Raw genomic sequence first — 20,023 nt, forward strand, 5'->3', positions numbered from 1 at the left:
TATGTTTATTGATTTTCACGACAAAACGAATAAAGTAACAAGCGATTATATTGACATGCTGCAACGATTATTGATCTTTGCTGCAGAAAAAGAAGGGATAACACAAGAAGCAGAGGTATCTGTTAATTTTGTATCAAATAAAGAAATACAAGAGCTTAATCGTAATTATCGTGGTCAAGATAAACCGACGGATGTTATCTCATTTGCTCTTCAAGAAACAATGGAGGATGAACTTAATATAATAGGAGAGGATATGCCATTAACGCTTGGTGATATTGTTATTTCTATTGAACGCGCGATGGAGCAAGCGGAGGATTATAACCATACATTTGAACGTGAATTAGGCTTTTTGACGTTACATGGCTTTCTTCATTTATTAGGTTATGATCACATGAGTGAGGAAGATGAAAAGCAAATGTTTCAAAAACAAGAGGAAATTTTAAATGCGTTCGAACTTAGGAGGTAAATCGAGAAAAAGAAGATCAATCGGTTTTTCTTTTGCTTGGAATGGGTTAATGGAAATGATCAAAAGTGAACGTAATTTTCGCATTCATCTAATCGTTACCATTATTGTTATAACGTTAGGAGCGTTAGTGGGACTTTCTCACTTAGAGTGGATGATCACCACTCTCGTAATCGGAACGGTTCTCGTTGCAGAAACAACCAACACTGCTGTAGAGAAACTTATTGATTATTTAAAACCTGATATTCATCCTTCCGCTAAAGTGATCAAAGATATTGCGGCTGGAGCCGTATTAATCGCCGCAATAACCGCATTTATCATTGGGTGTTTACTATTCATCCCTAAGGTGTATCATTTATTACTTTAGAAACTTGTTCGATTATAGAGGAAGCCACTGAAAAAGTGGTGGATTTGAAAAATTTAACTTTTCACCTTAACTTAGCATCTCGAATATACGGAGACTCCTGTGGGAAGCAAGAGATCGGCGAGACCCCGCAGGACGGCAGTCCGAGGAGGCTCGCCACTCGCCCGCGGAAAGCGAAGTATATTCGAGGATGCGACGGTAGATCCACATATTTTGTACTATATTTAACTTTTTCAGCAGTCTTGATTATAGATCAGGTTTTTTAATCAAATAAAAAACTGGAGCAACAATTGTTTTGAAGCATTTGCACTATCCTCGTACGTTATGTCAAAAATTGCGGTATGCTATTTTCTTTTCAGTTGTTTTGTCGAATACGTGAAAGAAGATAGTTTTTATAGTATTATAAGTGTACACAAAAGAAAATACGCTTCGGAGGATCAGACATGGATAATTCATTTAAATCAGGCTTTATCGCTATAATAGGACGTCCAAATGTTGGGAAGTCCACTTTTATGAACAAAGTTATCGGTCAGAAAATCGCCATTATGAGTGATAAGCCACAAACTACTAGAAACAAAATACAAGGTGTATTAACAGAAAAAGATGCACAGTTGGTTTTCATCGATACACCAGGGATTCATAAGCCTAAGCATCGTCTCGGTGATTTTATGGTTAAAATAGCTGAGAATACACTAAACGAAGTAGATGCCATTTTATTTATGATTAACGCAAAAGAAGGCTATGGTAAAGGGGATCAATATATTCTAGATCGTCTGCAGGAAGTTAAGCGGCCTGTATATTTAATTATCAATAAAATTGACCTAATTCATCCTGATGAGCTGTTTCCTTTAATCGAAAAATACAAGGATAAGCATAGTTTTGAAGAGGTAATTCCTATTTCTGCATTAGAAGGAAACAATGTTAATCATTTATTGGATGTAGTAAAGAAGAAATTACCAGAAGGACCACAATACTATCCTGAGGACCAGGTGACGGATCATCCAGAACGATTTATTATTGGTGAATTAATTCGTGAAAAGGTTTTACAACTAACCCATGAGGAAATTCCTCATTCAATTGCAGTTGTTATTGAAAATATTGAAAAGAGAGAATCGAACGCAATATTTATTCAAGCAACAATTGTAACGGAACGAAGCACACAAAAAGGAATTTTAATTGGAAAACAAGGAAGTATGTTGAAAAATATTGGCAAAAATGCGAGGAAAGACATCGAGTCGTTGTTAGGGTCAAAAGTATATTTAGAGCTATGGATTAAGGTGAAAAAGGATTGGCGAAATAAACAAACTCAACTCAAAGAATACGGTTTCCGTAGTGACGAATATTAAACTTGGTAATATTTATAACTCATGCTTTATCAATGTGTGGTCAAAATAATAGTAGTACTTAATCAAACATATTAAAAGAAAGGTGGGGTTTCTTGTGGTCGACTTAACCTGGAGATTATTTAGTCATACAGGAAACATTGAAACCTATTTATTATGGAAAGAGCTAGAAAGTGATTCAAGTATTCACACTTCCGCGCAAAATGAAAACGAAGTCAATGAAGAAATAAATACAAAAATGTAATGATAGGTTTTAGCAAGGAGAAAGTAAAGGTGAGACTGTGTGCTTGAAAAAATAGAGGGAATTGTTATCAAAACACAGGATTATGGGGAATCGCATAAAATAATAACGATATTCAGTAAGAAAATTGGTAAATTTTCAGCACTCGCTAGAGGTGCCAAAAAGACAAAAAGTAGAATGGCTGCCGTGACACAGCCATTCATTCATGGAGAATTTTTCATTTATCTGAGTAAAGGATTAAGTACAATACAACAAGGTGAAGTGATTAATTCTAATCGCACGATCCGTGAAGATATAATAAAAACCGCTTTCGCAGCACTGATTGTCGAGTTGACTGATAAATTACTGGATTCAGATAAACCAGAATACTATATTTATGATCAATTAATCAAAACAATAGCATGGATTTCGGAACACGAAGATGCTGATATTCCAATTATGATGTATGAACTAAAGTTGTATAAAAAAGGTGGCTTCGCGCCTACTGTTGATAGATGTGTTAACTGTAATCGAAAAGAAGATTTGGTCGGCTTTTCGATAGCTGAAGGTGGATTATTGTGTAACCGATGTACATCAATTGATCCACAAATAATACCGTTACCGGAAACGATTGCTAAGTTACTTCGTATATTTTTAGAGGTAGGGCTTGAACAAGTTGGTACAATTACAATAAAAGAACCTAATAAACAATTATTGCGAAAGATGCTAGATGCCTATTATGATCAATATGGTGGTTATTTTTTAAAATCAAAAAAATTCTTAAGGCAAATTGATCAATTAAAATAAGGTAGTGATAATTGACAAAACATAAAGTTATGGTTATGATTTGTACATATTTTACGAATGAAGAATGCGTTGAGGGAGAATAGTACCTTTTGTTAGCTATTAGAAGCGAACCTAGGACGGTGAAAGCTAGGCAGTAGAACAATCGGGAAGGGAACTCCTAAGCATATTTAATAAAGTGGCTTTATTTAATATAAAGCAAGTAGGGTGGAACCGCGGATTAAATCCGTCCCTATGTCTAAGTTTTTTAGGCATAGGGACGGATTTTTTTGTCCTGAAGGAAGGAAAGAATAAATTTTTAGAAGCGAGTAGCGAGTTTTTCCAATACATAAAATGTGAAAGGAAGTTTTATATGAATATTCAACAGATGATTTTATCCTTACAATCTTATTGGTCAGATAAAAATTGCATACTTATGCAAGCATATGATGTGGAAAAGGGTGCTGGAACAATGTCGCCTATGACACTGCTCCGAAGTTTAGGACCAGAACCTTGGAATGTTGCATATGTAGAACCATCGAGAAGGCCAGCTGACGGAAGATACGGTAATAATCCAAACCGATTGTATCAACACCATCAATTTCAAGTGATTATGAAGCCATCCCCAGACAATATTCAAGAATTGTATCTGGATTCGTTAAAAGCGTTAGGAATCGATCCGTTGCAACATGATATACGATTTGTAGAGGATAACTGGGAAAATCCGACACTTGGCGCAGCGGGGCTAGGCTGGGAGGTTTGGCTTGATGGAATGGAAATTACACAGTTTACCTATTTCCAACAAATTGGTGGGTTAGAGGCAAATCCTGTGACGGTAGAACTAACATATGGATTGGAACGTTTAGCATCTTACATTCAAGATAAAGATAACGTGTTTGACCTGGAATGGACAAAGGGCGTGACTGTACGCGATATATTCTTCCAGCCTGAATTTGAACATTCTACTTATACATTTGAAGAGTCGAATACCGACATGTTGTTTGAATTATTTACTATGTATGAGCTAGAAGCAAAAACAATTATGGATAAGGGCCTAGTTTTTCCAGCATATGACTATGTGTTGAAATGTTCTCACACGTTTAATTTATTAGATGCAAAAGGGGTTATTTCCGTAACGGAGCGAACCGGTTATATAGCAAGAATCAGAAATCTAGCAAGAGCCATTGCAAAAACATATGTAGCAGAACGGGAAAAACTTGGATTTCCAATGCTCGATAAGGAGGAAATGTAAATGACAAAAGATGCATTATTTGAAATAGGATTAGAAGAATTACCAGCACGATTCATTGATGATGCAGAACGTCAATTAAAGGAACAGACAGAAAAATGGTTAACTAATCTACGCCTTTCTTATTCTCATGTAGAATCATTTTCAACTCCTAGGCGATTAGCGGTTCTAATTAAAGGAATTGCAGATTCACAAACAACTATTGAAGAAGAGGCAAAAGGACCAGCATTAAAAATAGCACAAGACCCTGATGGAAATTGGACAAAGGCGGCAATAGGCTTTACGAAAGGCCAGGGCAAGACGGTAGACGATATATATACAAAAGAAATAAAGGGTATTACGTATATTTTTGTACAAAAGCGAATTGAGGGGAAATTCACTTTTGATTTACTTACTACCTTCAACACAATTATCGAATCGATTCAGTTTCCTAAAAATATGCGTTGGGCTAAGCAATCGATGCGCTATGCTCGTCCAATTCGCTGGCTTGTAGCACTTTATGATGATAAAGTAGTACCATTTGAAGTAGCCGAAGTAGCAACTGGGAATCAAACATATGGTCACCGTTTTTTAGGCAGCCCTATTATATTAAATAAAGCTAATACGTACCAAGAAGAGTTGAGAAAAGGCTTTGTGATTACTGATTCCAAAGAGCGCGAGGAAATGATCGTATCACAAATTAAAGCAATTGAGAATGAGCATAACTTTAACGTAATTGTTGGTGATGATCTATTGCAAGAGGTTCGAAATTTAGTTGAGTATCCAACTGCTTTTATTGGTTCATTTGAAAAATCATTTTTACAATTGCCGAATGAAGTGTTAATAACATCGATGAAAGTACATCAACGTTATTTCCCTGTAAAATCATCGGGTGGGGAATTATTATCCTCTTTTATAGGAGTTCGAAACGGGAATAAAGAGCACATTAATAAGGTGATTAAAGGAAATGAAAAAGTGATACATGCTCGTCTTTCAGATGCAGAGTTTTTCTTTGATGAGGATAAAAAGCACAGTATTGATTTCTACCAGGAAAAGCTCCGTCGGGTAGTATTCCAAGAGAAGCTTGGAACACTTACAGACAAGGTTGACCGAGTAGTTACGATATCTACTCAGCTAGCTAACTTACTGCAAACGAATATAGATACTACTGAACAGTCAATTCGTGCTGCAAAGATTTGTAAGTTCGATTTAGCAACAAATATGGTAAATGAGTTTACAAACCTTCAAGGTGTAATTGGTGAAAAGTACGCACTTCACAATAATGAAGAAAAGGATGTAGCAACAGCGATACGTGAACATTATTTACCTTTACAATCGAATGATCCACTTCCAACCACTGTAGAAGGAGAAATTGTTAGTGTAGCAGATAAATTAGACACCATCGTTGGTTGTATATCCATTGGTTTAATACCAACAGGTTCTCAAGACCCATATGGTTTACGTCGACAAGCTGTTGGCGTTTTAAGGATTCTAAAAGAAAAGAAGTGGGATATTGCATTAGAAGATTTATTAGCTTTAACCCGTGAGGTTTTTCAAAAACTTGAAATAGAACAAAATGATGAAGAGACAATAACAAAAGACTTGATAAACTTTTTCCGTTTACGTGCTAACCATGTTATGAAAATCAATAATATTGAAATAGACATCATTGAGGCTGTCATTGAAAAACAAGTGGGTGTTTTTCATTATGCAATTGATAAAGCAAAATTACTTGCTGAAAAAAGAAATCAGGACGAATTTAAACTAGTGAGTGAATCATTAATTCGAGTTCTTAATTTATCAAAAAAAGCGACCGCTATAAAAGAAGTGACCCCATCAGTTTTTGAAACAAAGTCTGAAGAAGTGTTGTTTAATCATTACCGAGAAATTGCCCCTAAGTTTATGAAAGCTAATAAGAATAGGGATGCTAGTGAAGCAATTAATTATTTAGCAACATTTGCAAAACCAATTCATGATTTCTTTGAAAGTAATATGGTTATGGCAGACAATGAGCAAGTTCGTACTAATCGTTTAGCGATGGTGAAAAAAATAGCAGACTTAATAAATCAATACGCTGACTTAAGTAAGATAGAATGGAAACAACAGTTTTAACCACAGACCCTTCCGCTTTTATGTTGTCCTTCATCCAATAAATGGTCTATACTATTTAGAAATAGTATGACATAATAGGATGGGTAGGTGGTGGGAAAGTGGATTTATCTAATAGACAAGAAAAAATAATTGAGATTGTAAAAGAAAATGGTCCAATAACTGGTGAACATATAGCGCAGAACCTAGGTTTAACAAGAGCAACCCTAAGACCCGATTTAGCCATTTTAACCATGGCGGGTTTTCTTGATGCTCGTCCGCGTGTAGGTTATTTTTTTACTGGTAAAACAGGATCCGAATTATTAACGGAAAAAGTTAAAAAGTTTAAAGTGAGTGAATTTCAATCGATTCCAATTGTAGTAAATGAAAGTGCGTCAGTATATGATGCAATTTCAACAATGTTTTTGGAAGATGTAGGCACATTATTTGTAGTCGATAAAAATACGTGTTTAACTGGTGTCTTATCACGTAAAGATTTATTACGTGCGAGTATAGGTAATCAGGATTTAACGAATATACCTGTACATATAATTATGACACGAATGCCTAACATTACATTTTGCATGAAAGATGACTTATTAATAGACGCTGCAAATAAATTAATCAATAAGCAAATTGATGGTGTTCCTGTGGTAAAAGAAACAAACGCGGGGAATGAAATTGTTGGCAGAATAACAAAAACCACGATTACAAAGGCTTTTGTTGAACTAATTATGGATGATCATTTATAAGACTTTTTGGAACATGCACTATAAGAGGTTGTTCAAAAAGTTATCAAATGATAAACGGCGAATTTCTTCGTTGCGCAGTTTTTTCCGGTCCTCACGTATTAAAAGCATAGAGGAACTTCTACTAAAACCGTCCACGTCCTGTGGACAACGTAGAAGTCAGCACATCCTGTGCAAGTCCGGTCCTTAAAACCTTCGCGCCTTGAACTTCTTGTTTCTAATTTGCCAACTTTTTGAACATGCACTATAAGGGAGGGGTATATTTATGGGAAAGAAACCACTAGTTTATGTTTTATCAGACTCTGTTGGGGAAACTGCTGAATTAGTAATTAAGGCTGGATTAAGTCAATTTAACGGTGGGGAATATAAATTACAACGGATACCATATGTTGAAGATAAAGCAATTATCAATGAAATAGTACAACTCGCTAAGGAAAAAGAAGCAATTATCGGATTTACACTCGTTGATCCAGTATTACGGGATTATTTAAATGATGAAGCAGAAAAAGTTAAAGTAGAAGCGATTGATATCATGGGTCCAATGATGAAATCAATGGAACGCGTTTTTGCGACACCTCCACGTCTTGAAGCTGGTTTGGTTCACCAACTGGATGAAGATTATTTTAAGCGAGTAGAAGCAATTGAATTTGCTGTAAAATACGATGATGGACGGGATCCAAGAGGGATTTCTCGTGCAGACATTATTCTAATTGGCGTATCAAGAACCTCTAAGACACCTTTATCACAATTTTTAGCGCATAAGCGGTTAAAAGTTGCGAATGTGCCATTGGTTCCAGAGGTAGATCCGCCTGATGAATTGTTTGAGGTAGATTCTGAAAAATGTATTGGGTTAAAAATAACAGCAGATAAATTAAATGAAATCAGAAAAGAACGCTTGAAGGCACTAGGATTAGGTGACCAGGCAACTTATGCTAATATGAATAGGATTCATCAAGAACTTGCATTTTTCGATAAGATTGTTAATAAAATTGGGTGCAAAACGGTGGATGTGTCAAATAAAGCTGTGGAAGAAACCGCTAATAGTATCATACAAATGATAAAAAAATAGATATGGAAGATAGATAAGCATTCTACTTTTTACCGGTAGAATGCTTATCTGTTCTAATTTCTTAGCATTTTAAACATATAATACTAGCATTTTAGTAAAATATCATTTATAATTAATCTTTGTGTTTAAATGATATTTCTCATTGAACCATTATATGCATTTCGTTGCTTGTTTTAAAAAATATTTGCATTCAGGAAGGAATTTCTTTCGTTTATGTAGAATTAATAAGGCATAGCATTTATTTTTTTCTTATAAAAGGGGGTTTATGAATAACTCCATAAGGAATAATAGTAAAAAACGAAGAAATGCGGATCGACAAAATGAATAGGTATATATAATCATATTTACCGACCATAATTACTATATCGAAAGCTCCTTCTAAGTTTAACAACAAGATAGAAGGAAATTTTTTTTCGACTTTAAAAAAATATTGTCGAATTTTGCAGGGTTTTGATTATTATATCTAGAATAATAGAACATGGTGATATAAATGCCAAATCAAATTCCAGAAGAAACAATTGAAGAGGTACGGAAAGCAAATGACATTGTTGATGTTATTGGTGAGTATGTACAGCTAAAAAAACAAGGGAAAAATTATTTCGGCTTATGTCCATTTCATGGCGAAAATACGCCATCCTTTTCAGTCACGCAAGAAAAACAAATTTTTCATTGCTTTGGCTGTGGAAAAGGCGGAAATGTAGTGACGTTTTTAATGGAGATGGAAAATTTTTCGTTTTTTGAAGCAATGGAGCACTTAGCAGGAAGAAGTGGTATATCTTTACCAAAAACAAGTAGACATGAAGAAAGTTCTCTTTCAGAGGAAAACCAAAGTGTTCTAGCTGCTTACGAATGGTTAACAAAACTATATCACCATCTACTGCGATTCACAAAAGATGGGAAAGAAGGTTACAACTATTTTAAACAGCGGGGCATAAGTGAAGAAACGGCTGACATATTCCAGCTAGGCTTTGCACCTAATGATAATGATTTTACTGCTGAGTTTTTAAAGAAAAAAGGGTTTCATCAACAACTATTAGTAAAAGCGGGTTTAGTATCACTACAAGAAGACAATAAAGTTACAGATAGGTTTCGCGGAAGGATTATTTTTCCTATACGGAATCACCTTGGTAAAACAATTGCTTTTGGTGGTAGAACAATCTCAAACGGTGAACCGAAGTATTTAAATAGCTCAGAAAGTGAACTTTTTCAAAAAGGAAAGCTTTTGTATAACTTTGATCTGGCCAAAAAACATATACGAAAATCAAGCGAGGCAGTATTGTTTGAAGGATATATGGATGTTATATCCGCCTATCAGGCAGGTGTAAAAAACGCTATAGCGACACTAGGTACATCATTAACAACAAATCAAGCTAAGCTATTGAAACGTTATGTTGATACAGTAATTATTTGTTATGACGGTGATGATGCTGGGATAGAAGCAACATATAAAGCTTCATCTATTCTTAAAGAAACGGGCTGTCATGTAAAGATTGCAAGGCTGAGCGATGGTATGGATCCAGATGATTACATCAATGCACATGGTGATATAGCATTTCAGAATGATGTAATAAAAGCAAGTGAAACGTATATATCTTTTTATATGCGATATATTAAAAGAAGCTATAACTTGAATTTAGAGGATGATCGTTTTAAGTATATTGCTGCCATTCTTAAAGAACTAGCAATGATTGATAGTTCCATTGAACGGGAATATTATTTAAAAGAGATAAGTAATGAGCACAATATAACGATAGAAACATTAAAACAAGAGATGCATACCCATCGTAAAGAAGTGGAACAGAATAAGGATAAGAGACAAGAGAACAGATATACTAATAGGGCTAACAATAATTATCAAACAAAAAAATTACTACCAGCATTTCAAAATGCTGAAAAGCAGCTTATTGCATATATGTTGAAAGATGCAGCTATAACTGATAAAGTGCAGGAGGAAATTGGTGCGGCTTTCAATATGGATGTACACAAAATAATTGTGACTCATCTTTATGCATATTATGAAGAAGACCATCCTGCTGATGTTAGTTATTTTATTGAAAAGATAACAGACCAGGATATAAAAAACTTAGTTATAGAAATTGCAATGCTTTATACTGATGATAACATTAGTGATAAACAAATTAATGACTATATCAGAATTATACGCTCAGAAAACAGCGATGTGGCTAGCTTGAAGGCACTAAAGCAAGAGCAAAGACTAGCTGAACAACAGCAAGATCCACAAAGGGCTTTACAAATTGGAATGCAAATCATTGAAATCCAAAAGCAGCTAAATAATTCACATTGATATAAATGGAGTATGGAAGGAGGGGGACTCATGGCCGAAAATATGCCTTCACAAACAAAGGAAAATGAAAATGAATTAACACTGGAACAAACAAAAGATCAATTACTCGAAATGGGTAAAAAACGCGGCACCTTGGCATATGAAGAAGTCGCTGATCGTCTGTCTCATTTTGAGATAGAATCGGATCAAATGGATGAATTTTATGAGTACCTAGGCGAACAAGGTGTAGAGGTAATCGGTGAATCTGAGGATGATCCGAATATGCAACAAATTTCAAAAGAAGAAACATTTGATCTAAATGATTTAAGTGTCCCACTAGGAATTAAAATAAATGACCCCGTTCGGATGTATTTGAAAGAAATAGGACGCGTTGATTTATTATCTGCAGCAGACGAGATTGACCTTGCTACACGTATTGAAAAAGGTGATGAAGAGGCTAAAAGACGTCTTGCGGAAGCAAACTTACGTTTAGTAGTAAGTATTGCGAAACGTTACGTTGGACGAGGTATGTTGTTCTTGGATCTTATTCAAGAAGGGAATATGGGTCTAATTAAAGCAGTCGAGAAGTTTGATTATCGGAAAGGATTTAAATTTAGTACGTATGCAACATGGTGGATTCGTCAAGCCATTACACGTGCAATTGCCGATCAGGCAAGAACAATAAGAATCCCTGTCCACATGGTTGAAACAATTAATAAGTTGATTAGAGTTCAGCGACAATTACTCCAAGATTTGGGACGCGAACCTACACCAGAGGAAATCGGGCAGGAAATGGAATTAACACCTGATAAGGTACGGGATATTTTAAAAATAGCCCAGGAGCCTGTCTCACTTGAAACACCAATTGGTGAAGAAGATGACTCCCATTTAGGTGACTTTATTGAAGACCAAGAAGCTGTATCACCATCTGATCATGCTGCTTATGAACTCTTGAAAGAACAGCTTGAAGATGTTCTTGATACCTTAACTGACAGAGAAGAAAATGTTTTACGACTACGTTTTGGTCTTGATGATGGCCGGACAAGAACCTTGGAAGAAGTTGGGAAGGTATTCGGTGTAACGAGAGAACGTATACGCCAAATTGAAGCTAAAGCGCTCCGCAAACTTCGTCATCCAAGCAGAAGCAAACGTTTAAAGGATTTTCTTGAATAACTATATTATCAGTCATTGACGCAGTACGTGATCAATGACTGTTCATCTTGGTTATAGTAACTGCAAAGATTCTGCTGTTTATCTTTTATAGTACTAATTTTTTTTACAACGATAAGCAATACATATATTAAATTTGCTAGTATTTTTGGTATACTAGTAATAGGGTTGTTATTTGTTCTTTAATTAGTCACATTTTCGCCCTTTAAACAATATTGATTTTACAGTAAACTAAATGTAGCTATTTTGTTTAATTACGTAAAGAGACGTACATAAGGAGGAAACACAATGAAGAGAAACCCAGTTATCCCCTTCGCAATTATTGCAATAATAGGGATTTTAATGGTAATCGTTTTATCGGTTGTCGGCTTGGGTCAACAAGAAGCAATTGAAAAGGCGGAAGAAGGTGGCGGAGAAAAGCAGGAGCAAGGAGAAGGGGCAACAACTGATGATCCAGAGGCAATTTTCCAAAACACCTGTGTCTCCTGTCATGGTGCTGATTTGACTGGTGGAGTTGGGCCTGATTTAACGCAAGTAGGTAGCAGATATAGTAAAGAAGAGATTAAAGATATTATTATAAATGGTAAAGGTACTATGCCAGCAGGGTTAGTACAGGAACCTCAAGCAGAGGCTCTAGCTAAATGGCTAGCAGAAAAGAAATAGATAAAAGAGGTTTGAACACACACTAAAATAGAATTAAAACACGAGAAAGCTTTCTGATTTGTCCAGAAGGCTTTCTTTTCGATTAATGGAGAGGGAGAAATAATGAATCAAAATATAACCATTTCTAATCGTTTAAAGAGAATTGCTTCCTATTTACCAAAAAAGCCTCATTTTGCTGATATTGGTTCTGATCATGCCTATCTACCATGCTATGTGTGTCTTCATGATGATGCTGCAAAGGCAATAGCAGGAGAAGTTGTGGAAGGACCTTTTCATAGTGCCAAGGCAACGGTTAAAGCAAATCATTTAGAGGCTGTTGTCGATGTACGACTTGGTGACGGATTAGCGGTATTACATAAAGGTGAAGTAAACCAAGTTGTCATTGCGGGTATGGGTGGATCGCTCATAAAGTCAATATTAGAAAATGGAATGGACAAATTGGAAAAAGTGGAACGGATTATTGCGCAGCCCAATGTTGATGCTAAGGCTGTTCGAAAATGGCTCTATCATCATGGGTATGAAATAATACAAGAAGAAATAGTAGAGGAAAATGAACATTTTTACGAAATTATAGTTGCTGATAAAATGAATACCATTCAGAATTTAACAGAAAAGGATTTCATGTTTGGGCCAATTTTATTAGTAAATAAATCAAAACCCTTTTATAATAAGTGGAGAAGTGAAAAAGAAAAACTTCACTATATTAGGAAACAATTGGATCAAGCTAGTGTACCGCAAATTGAAAAACTACGGCGATTTGACAATGAAGTAACTTGGATAGAGGAGGTATTGCGGGATGAAAAGCAAGATTAAGAATCTTGATGTATTTCGAACGATAGAAAAATGGGCTCCTCTTGATTTAGCCTATGATTGGGACAATATAGGTTTACAAGTAGGGTCTTCTACTAGAGAAGTAAAAAAAGTAATGGTCACATTAGATGTTTTAGAAACTGTAGTGGATGAAGCAATTGAGAAAGAAGTAGACTTGATTATTGCACATCATCCTTTACTATTTAAACCTGTTAAACAAATTAATACAGATGAAGTTCAAGGTAGAGTAATTCAAAAGTTACTCAATCATAATATAACTGTGTATGCAGCCCATACAAATTTAGATGCTGCAGATGGCGGCGTTAATGATATGCTTTGTGACGCAATTGGCATAAAAAGCACAGATTTATTAATCGAATCAAAGGAAGAAACTTTGTATAAACTAGTTGTATATGTTCCTATCACACATGTTACTAACGTTCGAAATGCATTGGGGGATAGTGGAGCCGGTCATGCTGGGAATTACAGCCATTGCACTTTTCAAACAGAAGGTATTGGTACATTTACTCCGTTAGCAGGAACGAATCCTTTTATTGGTGAAGAAGGAATTATGGAACACGTTAGCGAGGCTAAGGTAGAAACAATTGTTTCAGAGGGAAATCTCTCACTTGCTTTAGATCGCATGAAGGAAGCCCATCCATATGAGGAAGTAGCCTATGATATTATTACGTTATCAAATGAGGGAGCGAAATTTGGTATAGGCAGGATTGGCTGTCTTGCTAGTGAAATGACTTTACAAGAGCTAAGTAATCATGTAAAACAAGCCTTAGAGGTACCTACCGTTCGTGTTACGGGAGATCTAGGTCAACCGGTTAAAAAGATAGCTGTTCTTGGTGGTAGTGGAGAAGGCTATATTCGTGTAGCAAAAGAAAAAGGGGCAGATGTCTATTTAACAGGTGATATGTCCTTCCACACTGCTCAAGATGCATGGCAAATGGGCCTTTCCATCATTGATCCAGGGCATCATGTTGAAAAGGTTATGAAACAAGCCACAAAACGTTATCTTAAAAGCGTATATACAGACGAACAGCTAGAAGTGATTATCTCTGACTCAAATACCGAACCATTTCAATTTGTATAAGGTCAAACCGCGATGAAGAAGTTTAATTTGATTTCCTTAATGCATGTATAAGAAATGTGTTCTATAATGAACAATAGGGAAACTTGTTAAGGCTTGAAAAAGTGTGCTATTGATGCACCTAAAGGAGTATTTTAATATGGAAAAAAAGAATTTTGGAGAATTTAAGCTCCACCCCATTATGATAAATGTTATCGATAAGCTACATTTTGAAAAACCTACTGATATTCAGACAGAGGTAATACCAGCTATTCTAAAGGGGAAAAGTGTGATTGGACAATCCCATACAGGGTCAGGAAAAACGCATGCATATCTATTGCCTCTATTAAACCAGATTGATGTGGAAAAAAGGTCAGTACAATTCGTTATTACTGCACCAACTCGCGAATTAGCAACGCAAATCCATGATGAAGTAAAAAAAATCGTAAAATTTGCAGGGAAAGAGCAACAGTGGATTTCAAAATTACTGGTTGGTGGTACTGATAAACAAAAAATGATGGAAAAATTAAAGCAGCCTCCTCATATTGTAGTAGGTACACCAGGAAGAATATTAGACCTAGTTAAAGAAGAAGCCATTTCTATTTATTCTGCGACTTCATTTGTCATTGATGAAGCTGACTTGATGTTAGACCTTGGTTTTATTAATGATGTGGATCAATTGCTTGTTAGATCAAATAAAAATGTACAGCTCCTTGTTTTTTCTGCAACAATTCCACAGCGCTTAGAACACTTTTTTAAAAAATATTTAGAGAATCCTATTCACGTAAAAATAGATGATCAATTATCACCTGAAACAATGGAGCATCATTTAATTGATACGAAACATCGTAAGGAAGCTGACATCATAGTCGATATCTCAAAAGTAATAAATCCTTATTTAGCTATTATTTTTACAAATGGTAAAGAAAAAGCTAATGAATTAGCGGAGTCCTTGTTAGAAAAAGGATTAGATGTAGGGTTGATACATGGTGGTTTATCTCCGCGTGAACGAAAACGAGCATTAAAGGATATACAAAATTTGCGCTTTCAATACATTGTAGCAACTGATTTAGCATCAAGAGGAATTGATATTAAAGGTGTAAGTCATGTGATAAATGCACAGTTACCTAAAGAAGAAGACTTTTACGTTCACCGGGTAGGTAGAACTGCCCGAGCAGGAATGGAAGGCACTGCTATCAGCCTGTACAATGAGAGTGATATTAAAATTATCAGTAAACTAGAACAAAAAGGATTATCATTTACTTTTTTTGATATAAGAAAAGGTGAATGGATAGAGATGAAATCCTGGAATGAACGTAATTTACGTGCAAAAACAGACGTTAATTTGGATAAAGAAGCATGGAAACGTGTGAAAAAAACCAAAAAGGTTAAGCCGGGATATAAAAAGAGAATGAAACAACAGCAGGAAACAATAAAAAAAAGACTTACCAAAAATACAAAAAACAAAAAGTAATAGTGAAAAAACGGGGTGCTTTACATGGTCAAAATAGGTTCGCATGTTTCAATGAGTGGAAAGAAAATGCTTTTAGGTTCGAGTGAGGAAGCAGTTTCGTATGGTTCTAATGTATTTATGATATACACGGGTGCACCGCAAAATACGAGAAGAAAACCAATTGAGGATTTGAATATAGAAGCGGGTACAGCACATATGAAAGAAAACGGTATAGAAGAAGTTGTTGTACATGCTCCATATATTATTAATATTGGCAACACCACAAAACCCGCAACATTTAAACTTGGTGTGGACTTCTTGCGAAATGAAATTAATCGTACAGCGGCATTAGGGGCAAAACAAATTGTGCTACACCCAGGAGCACATGTTGGAGCAGGCGTTGATCAAGGTATCAATAAGATAATTGAAGGCTTAAATGAGGTACTAGATAAAGATCAAACTGTCCAAATTGCTCTTGAAACGATGGCTGGTAAGGGTACAGAAATTGGCCGTACTTTTGATGAGCTTGCTAGAATTTTTGATGGTGTCCATTTGAATGAAAAACTATCTGTTTGTTTAGATACATGCCATATACATGACGCGGGTTATGATGTAGTAAACGATTTCGATGGTGTACTTAATCAATTTGACAAGATAATTGGCGTAGACCGTTTGAAAGTTATTCATGTAAATGACAGTAAAAATGAACGAGAAGCACACAAAGATCGTCATCAAAACATAGGTTTTGGACATATAGGATTTGATGCACTTCATAAGGTTATTCATCATCCACAACTAAAAGAGTTGCCGAAAATATTGGAGACGCCATATGTTGGGGAAGATAAAAAGAATAAAAAGCCTCCATATAAATTTGAAATAAACATGATTAAAAATGGGGATTTCGATCCGGAATTAAAGAATAAAATTGTTATGCAATAAACACAAAAAGGGAAAGTGCAATTTGCGCTTTTCCTTTTTGTGTACGTTTTGGAGGGATATTTTTAAAAAAGGGATTGAATACCGTAAGATCTCACAATTTCCCCAAATAACTTCTGAGCCTTTTTTGTAGTGCTTAAATCAGTTATTCGTGTTAGTTCTTTAAAAAACACTATACGCTCTGATTCCTTAAACGGATCAAATGGATGACTCTTCACATAATCGGTAATTTGTTTTGCTTCTTTATGTGTAAGTGAAAATCCATATTGCTTACTATAGTGAAGTAATTCCTCAGGTGAAGTTTGCTTTAATTTATTAGCTATAATTTCCTTCATAATTTTTGACATGTTTTAGCTCCTTTAAAAGTAATGCTGGTTTATTATATGTAAATGCCTGCAAAAGGTTAACCGATATTGGGAAGTATTTTACTTAGCAAACAAACTGTAAAATTGGAAAGTTACTAACAGCTTGGTCTAAGACGTGGAAATAAAAAGATAAGAATAAAAAGTTATCTATTGTTGCAAATATAAGCATATGCTAATATACTAATTGTGAGAGGGTGATGTTCATGGCAAAGACGACAATTGAATTAGATAATGCCGCCCAAACGTTAAAACTATTAGGCGATAAAACACGCTTAACGATTATGGGATTAGTAAAAGATGGTGAATGTTGTGTGTGCGAGTTTGTTGAAGTTCTGCAAATGAGTCAGCCATCTATTAGCCAACATTTAAGAAAACTGCGAGATGCTGGTCTTGTTAAGGAGAAACGGAGAGGGCAGTGGATTTTTTACTCCTTAAATACTTCGCACGCGACATATCCAATCATTCAACAGATTTTAGAGCAAATACCTGATCAGAAAGAAAAATTACGTGCACTGGATGAAGCGGGTTTACGCATCCAATGCGACTAGAAGGTGGATTCATTTGGATATAGCAATTGTAGCAACGATTATTTTTATACTTACACTTGTGTTAGTGATTTGGCAGCCGAAAAACTTAGGAATTGGCTGGTCGGCATGTGGGGGAGCAATCCTGGCATTGCTTTTTGGTGTGGTCGATTTTCAAGATGTATTAGCCGTAACCGATATTGTTTGGAACGCCACGTTAGCTTTTGTAGCGATTATTATTATTTCCCTTATTCTTGATGAGATTGGCTTTTTTGAATGGGCTGCTCTCCATATGGCCAGAATAGCCAAAGGTAATGGGAAGAAAATGTTCGTTTATGTAATTCTTCTAGGTGCTGTTGTTGCGGCTCTTTTTGCCAATGATGGAGCAGCGCTGATTCTCACACCGATTGTACTTGCGATGGTGAGAAATTTAAACTTTAAAGAAAAGATGATTTTGCCGTTCATTATGGCGAGTGGTTTTATCGCAGACACCGCTTCGTTACCACTTGTTGTAAGTAACTTAGTAAATATCGTTTCGGCCGATTTCTTTGGAATTGGATTTATTGAATATGCTACACGTATGGTTGTTCCGAACCTTTTCTCAATTGGTGCGAGTATCCTCGTACTTTATCTGTTCTTTAGAAAAAGTATCCCGGAAAACTACGATGTAAATCAATTAAAAGAACCGAAGCAAGCAATTAAAGATCATAAAATGTTCCGCTTGTCTTGGGGCGTACTTGCAGTATTACTTATTGGTTATTTTGCAAGTCAACCTTTAGGTATCCCAGTATCGATCATTGCTGGTATTGTAGCAATCTTTTTTCTTCTAATGGCAAGAAGGAGCTCTGCTGTTAAAACTGCAACAGTTGTAAAAGGAGCTCCATGGGCGATCGTCTTTTTCTCTGTAGGAATGTATGTGGTTGTATATGGTTTACGTAATGTCGGCTTGACGGATGTGCTAGCTAATGTTATTCAGTATACGGCGGAACAAGGATTGTTTATTGCCACGATCTCAATGGGATTCATTGCAGCTATTTTGTCTTCGATTATGAATAATATGCCTACTGTCATGATTGATGCGCTAGCGATTGCTGAGACGGATACCTCGGGAATTATGAGAGAGGCTCTAATCTATGCCAACGTCATCGGATCTGATTTAGGTCCAAAAATCACACCGATCGGCTCTTTAGCGACATTACTATGGCTTCATGTTCTTGCAACAAAAGGATTTAAAATTTCGTGGGGGTATTACTTTAAAGTAGGTATTATCCTTACGGTGCCAACGTTGTTCATTACGCTAACAGGGTTATATATTTGGTTAACCTTTATTTTATAAATAAACGGCCTGCTTCTTTCTAGCTAGCGGACAATCTAAGGAAGTATTAGTGAAAAAACCCCGAAATAAAAAGGAGAATGAACAACATGTCTAAAAAAACAATTTATTTTTTATGTACTGGGAACTCTTGTAGAAGTCAAATGGCAGAAGGCTGGGCGAAAAAATATCTAGGAGACGCATGGGAAGTGAAAAGTGCAGGTATTGAAGCACATGGTTTAAACCCAAATGCAATCGAGGCAATGAAAGAAGTTGATATTGATATCTCGAATCAAAAATCAGATATTATTGATTCAGGAGTTTTAAATAATGCCACTATGGCTGTTACGCTTTGTGGAGATGCAGCAGACAAATGTCCTATGACGCCACCTCATGTAAAGAGAGACCATTGGGGATTTGATGATCCCGCAAAAGCAGAGGGCACAGACGAAGAAAAATGGCAGGTATTTCAACGTGTACGTGATGAAATTGGCGAAAGAATTAAACACTTTGCAGAAACTGGTAAATAAAAAATAGTCAGGAGAATTTCGTAATTGTAAGCAATGAAGCGACCACTTCAGAATAGTTATTACCAATAACTTACACCATTATTAAACGCTTAACTCCATAAACTAAGTTACACCTCATTTAAAGAAGGCGAGGAATAAGTTTATGGATCAATTCGATCAAAATGGTCGCAGAAATCAAGCGGCTGATAATAAAGCAGAGGATCATGAAGTAAATACTACCAATTTATATGGTAGTACACCCGTTCCACCAGAAACAGATAACAAACGAGATGAAGAAATGGCGCAGGAAATGACTGCAGATGATTTTGACAATCGTACAGAACGAAAAGCTGATTCAGAAAGTGGATCACAAGTAAATAGTGCAGTGGGTTGGATCGCACTGGTACTATCGATTGCATCTTTCTTTTTCATGCCAATTATTCTTGGTGGGGCAGGAATTATTGTAGGTTTTATTGCGAAGAGTAGAGACGCAGACACCCTTGGTAATACAGCTATCATAGCTGGTGCAGCTTCCATTATTATTTCTCTTTTCGTAATTCCGTATTTATAGAAAATAGGAGGTTGACTTATGTCATCCTCCTATTTTTTTGT

At 35.8% G+C, this 20,023-nt stretch carries 21 protein-coding genes and 1 other annotated feature; of the genes, 20 read left to right on the forward strand and 1 reads right to left on the reverse strand.

What is annotated here, in order from left to right; genetic code table 11:
- Position 1: 1 nt before the first annotated feature.
- From ybeY to CFK40_RS09365, 16 genes are all read left to right on the forward strand, one after another.
- On the forward strand, positions 2-466 hold the full coding sequence (ybeY, locus tag CFK40_RS09290; protein WP_089532046.1) for an rRNA maturation RNase YbeY: 465 nt from the start codon (positions 2-4) through the stop codon (positions 464-466).
- Positions 444-830 (forward strand): diacylglycerol kinase family protein, encoded by a 387-nt coding sequence (locus tag CFK40_RS09295; protein ID WP_089532047.1) that lies wholly within the window; start codon positions 444-446, stop codon positions 828-830. The genes ybeY and CFK40_RS09295 overlap by 23 nt, the downstream gene beginning before the upstream one ends.
- 440 nt (positions 831-1,270) lie before the next feature.
- Entirely contained in the window at positions 1,271-2,173 is a 903-nt protein-coding gene (gene era, locus CFK40_RS09300) for a GTPase Era (protein ID WP_089532048.1), read from the forward strand.
- Positions 2,174-2,267: 94 nt separating this feature from the next.
- Complete coding sequence (locus CFK40_RS09305; RefSeq protein WP_089532049.1) at positions 2,268-2,414, forward strand: YqzL family protein; 147 nt, start codon at positions 2,268-2,270, stop codon at positions 2,412-2,414.
- A 39-nt stretch (positions 2,415-2,453) separates the two neighbouring features.
- A complete protein-coding gene (gene recO, locus CFK40_RS09310; protein WP_089532050.1) occupies positions 2,454-3,197 on the forward strand; it encodes a DNA repair protein RecO in 744 nt (247 codons plus the stop codon).
- Between the two features lie 60 nt (positions 3,198-3,257).
- Positions 3,258-3,431, forward strand: a binding site (T-box leader).
- A gap of 115 nt (positions 3,432-3,546) precedes the next feature.
- Positions 3,547-4,425 carry a glycine--tRNA ligase subunit alpha gene (glyQ, locus tag CFK40_RS09315; RefSeq protein WP_089532051.1) on the forward strand — a complete coding sequence of 293 codons (879 nt, stop codon included), beginning with the start codon at positions 3,547-3,549 and terminating at the stop codon, positions 4,423-4,425.
- Entirely contained in the window at positions 4,426-6,513 is a 2,088-nt protein-coding gene (gene glyS / locus CFK40_RS09320) for a glycine--tRNA ligase subunit beta (RefSeq protein ID WP_089532052.1), read from the forward strand.
- Positions 6,514-6,611: 98 nt separating this feature from the next.
- Positions 6,612-7,241 (forward strand): transcriptional regulator CcpN, encoded by a 630-nt coding sequence (locus CFK40_RS09325; RefSeq protein ID WP_089532053.1) that lies wholly within the window; start codon positions 6,612-6,614, stop codon positions 7,239-7,241.
- A gap of 262 nt (positions 7,242-7,503) precedes the next feature.
- On the forward strand, positions 7,504-8,307 hold the full coding sequence (locus CFK40_RS09330) for a pyruvate, water dikinase regulatory protein (RefSeq protein WP_089532054.1): 804 nt from the start codon (positions 7,504-7,506) through the stop codon (positions 8,305-8,307).
- A 490-nt stretch (positions 8,308-8,797) separates the two neighbouring features.
- Complete coding sequence (gene dnaG, locus CFK40_RS09335; RefSeq protein ID WP_089532055.1) at positions 8,798-10,612, forward strand: DNA primase; 1,815 nt, start codon at positions 8,798-8,800, stop codon at positions 10,610-10,612.
- Positions 10,613-10,642: 30 nt separating this feature from the next.
- Positions 10,643-11,764 carry an RNA polymerase sigma factor RpoD gene (rpoD, locus tag CFK40_RS09340; RefSeq protein WP_089532056.1) on the forward strand — a complete coding sequence of 374 codons (1,122 nt, stop codon included), beginning with the start codon at positions 10,643-10,645 and terminating at the stop codon, positions 11,762-11,764.
- A gap of 285 nt (positions 11,765-12,049) precedes the next feature.
- A complete protein-coding gene (cccA, locus tag CFK40_RS09345) occupies positions 12,050-12,424 on the forward strand; it encodes a cytochrome c550 (RefSeq protein ID WP_089532057.1) in 375 nt (124 codons plus the stop codon).
- A gap of 102 nt (positions 12,425-12,526) precedes the next feature.
- On the forward strand, positions 12,527-13,237 hold the full coding sequence (locus CFK40_RS09350) for a tRNA (adenine(22)-N(1))-methyltransferase (protein WP_089532058.1): 711 nt from the start codon (positions 12,527-12,529) through the stop codon (positions 13,235-13,237).
- Positions 13,221-14,336, forward strand: a complete 1,116-nt coding sequence (locus CFK40_RS09355; protein ID WP_089532059.1) for a Nif3-like dinuclear metal center hexameric protein — start codon at positions 13,221-13,223, stop codon at positions 14,334-14,336. The genes CFK40_RS09350 and CFK40_RS09355 overlap by 17 nt, the downstream gene beginning before the upstream one ends.
- 136 nt (positions 14,337-14,472) lie before the next feature.
- Entirely contained in the window at positions 14,473-15,786 is a 1,314-nt protein-coding gene (locus CFK40_RS09360; RefSeq protein ID WP_089532060.1) for a DEAD/DEAH box helicase, read from the forward strand.
- Between the two features lie 24 nt (positions 15,787-15,810).
- A complete protein-coding gene (locus CFK40_RS09365) occupies positions 15,811-16,704 on the forward strand; it encodes a deoxyribonuclease IV (RefSeq protein ID WP_089532061.1) in 894 nt (297 codons plus the stop codon).
- A gap of 62 nt (positions 16,705-16,766) precedes the next feature.
- Here CFK40_RS09365 and CFK40_RS09370 read toward each other — a convergent pair whose 3' ends face one another.
- On the reverse strand, positions 16,767-17,048 hold the full coding sequence (locus CFK40_RS09370) for a DUF2624 family protein (RefSeq protein WP_089532062.1): 282 nt from the start codon (positions 17,046-17,048) through the stop codon (positions 16,767-16,769).
- 221 nt (positions 17,049-17,269) lie between these two features.
- Between CFK40_RS09370 and CFK40_RS09375 the strand changes: the two genes are divergently transcribed.
- The 4 genes from CFK40_RS09375 to CFK40_RS09390 all read left to right on the forward strand — a co-directional run bounded on the left by CFK40_RS09375 (position 17,270) and on the right by CFK40_RS09390 (position 19,982).
- Positions 17,270-17,614, forward strand: a complete 345-nt coding sequence (locus CFK40_RS09375; RefSeq protein ID WP_089532063.1) for an ArsR/SmtB family transcription factor — start codon at positions 17,270-17,272, stop codon at positions 17,612-17,614.
- Between the two features lie 13 nt (positions 17,615-17,627).
- The gene (locus tag CFK40_RS09380; protein ID WP_089532064.1) at positions 17,628-18,926 is read left to right on the forward strand and encodes an arsenic transporter; all 1,299 of its coding nucleotides are present in this window, start codon (positions 17,628-17,630) and stop codon (positions 18,924-18,926) included.
- An 86-nt stretch (positions 18,927-19,012) separates the two neighbouring features.
- Positions 19,013-19,432 (forward strand): arsenate reductase (thioredoxin), encoded by a 420-nt coding sequence (gene arsC, locus CFK40_RS09385; RefSeq protein WP_089532065.1) that lies wholly within the window; start codon positions 19,013-19,015, stop codon positions 19,430-19,432.
- 142 nt (positions 19,433-19,574) lie between these two features.
- Entirely contained in the window at positions 19,575-19,982 is a 408-nt protein-coding gene (locus tag CFK40_RS09390; protein ID WP_089532066.1) for a DUF4190 domain-containing protein, read from the forward strand.
- Positions 19,983-20,023 lie beyond the last annotated feature (41 nt).

This window comes from Virgibacillus necropolis (assembly GCF_002224365.1).
GTDB lineage: Bacteria > Bacillota > Bacilli > Bacillales > Amphibacillaceae > Virgibacillus_F > Virgibacillus_F necropolis.

Bases quoted from the DNA above. Each gene is read 5' to 3' on its own strand.
- ybeY (WP_089532046.1), top strand. From the start codon at position 2: ATGTTTATTGATTTTCACGACAAAACGAATAAAGTAACAAGCGATTAT.
- CFK40_RS09295 (WP_089532047.1), top strand. From the start codon at position 444: ATGCGTTCGAACTTAGGAGGTAAATCGAGAAAAAGAAGATCAATCGGT.
- era (WP_089532048.1), top strand. From the start codon at position 1,271: ATGGATAATTCATTTAAATCAGGCTTTATCGCTATAATAGGACGTCCA.
- glyQ (WP_089532051.1), top strand. From the start codon at position 3,547: ATGAATATTCAACAGATGATTTTATCCTTACAATCTTATTGGTCAGAT.
- glyS (WP_089532052.1), top strand. From the start codon at position 4,426: ATGACAAAAGATGCATTATTTGAAATAGGATTAGAAGAATTACCAGCA.
- CFK40_RS09330 (WP_089532054.1), top strand. From the start codon at position 7,504: ATGGGAAAGAAACCACTAGTTTATGTTTTATCAGACTCTGTTGGGGAA.
- dnaG (WP_089532055.1), top strand. From the start codon at position 8,798: ATGCCAAATCAAATTCCAGAAGAAACAATTGAAGAGGTACGGAAAGCA.
- rpoD (WP_089532056.1), top strand. From the start codon at position 10,643: ATGGCCGAAAATATGCCTTCACAAACAAAGGAAAATGAAAATGAATTA.
- cccA (WP_089532057.1), top strand. From the start codon at position 12,050: ATGAAGAGAAACCCAGTTATCCCCTTCGCAATTATTGCAATAATAGGG.
- CFK40_RS09350 (WP_089532058.1), top strand. From the start codon at position 12,527: ATGAATCAAAATATAACCATTTCTAATCGTTTAAAGAGAATTGCTTCC.
- CFK40_RS09355 (WP_089532059.1), top strand. From the start codon at position 13,221: ATGAAAAGCAAGATTAAGAATCTTGATGTATTTCGAACGATAGAAAAA.
- CFK40_RS09360 (WP_089532060.1), top strand. From the start codon at position 14,473: ATGGAAAAAAAGAATTTTGGAGAATTTAAGCTCCACCCCATTATGATA.
- CFK40_RS09365 (WP_089532061.1), top strand. From the start codon at position 15,811: ATGGTCAAAATAGGTTCGCATGTTTCAATGAGTGGAAAGAAAATGCTT.
- CFK40_RS09370 (WP_089532062.1), bottom strand. From the start codon at position 17,048: ATGTCAAAAATTATGAAGGAAATTATAGCTAATAAATTAAAGCAAACT.
- CFK40_RS09375 (WP_089532063.1), top strand. From the start codon at position 17,270: ATGGCAAAGACGACAATTGAATTAGATAATGCCGCCCAAACGTTAAAA.
- arsC (WP_089532065.1), top strand. From the start codon at position 19,013: ATGTCTAAAAAAACAATTTATTTTTTATGTACTGGGAACTCTTGTAGA.
- CFK40_RS09390 (WP_089532066.1), top strand. From the start codon at position 19,575: ATGGATCAATTCGATCAAAATGGTCGCAGAAATCAAGCGGCTGATAAT.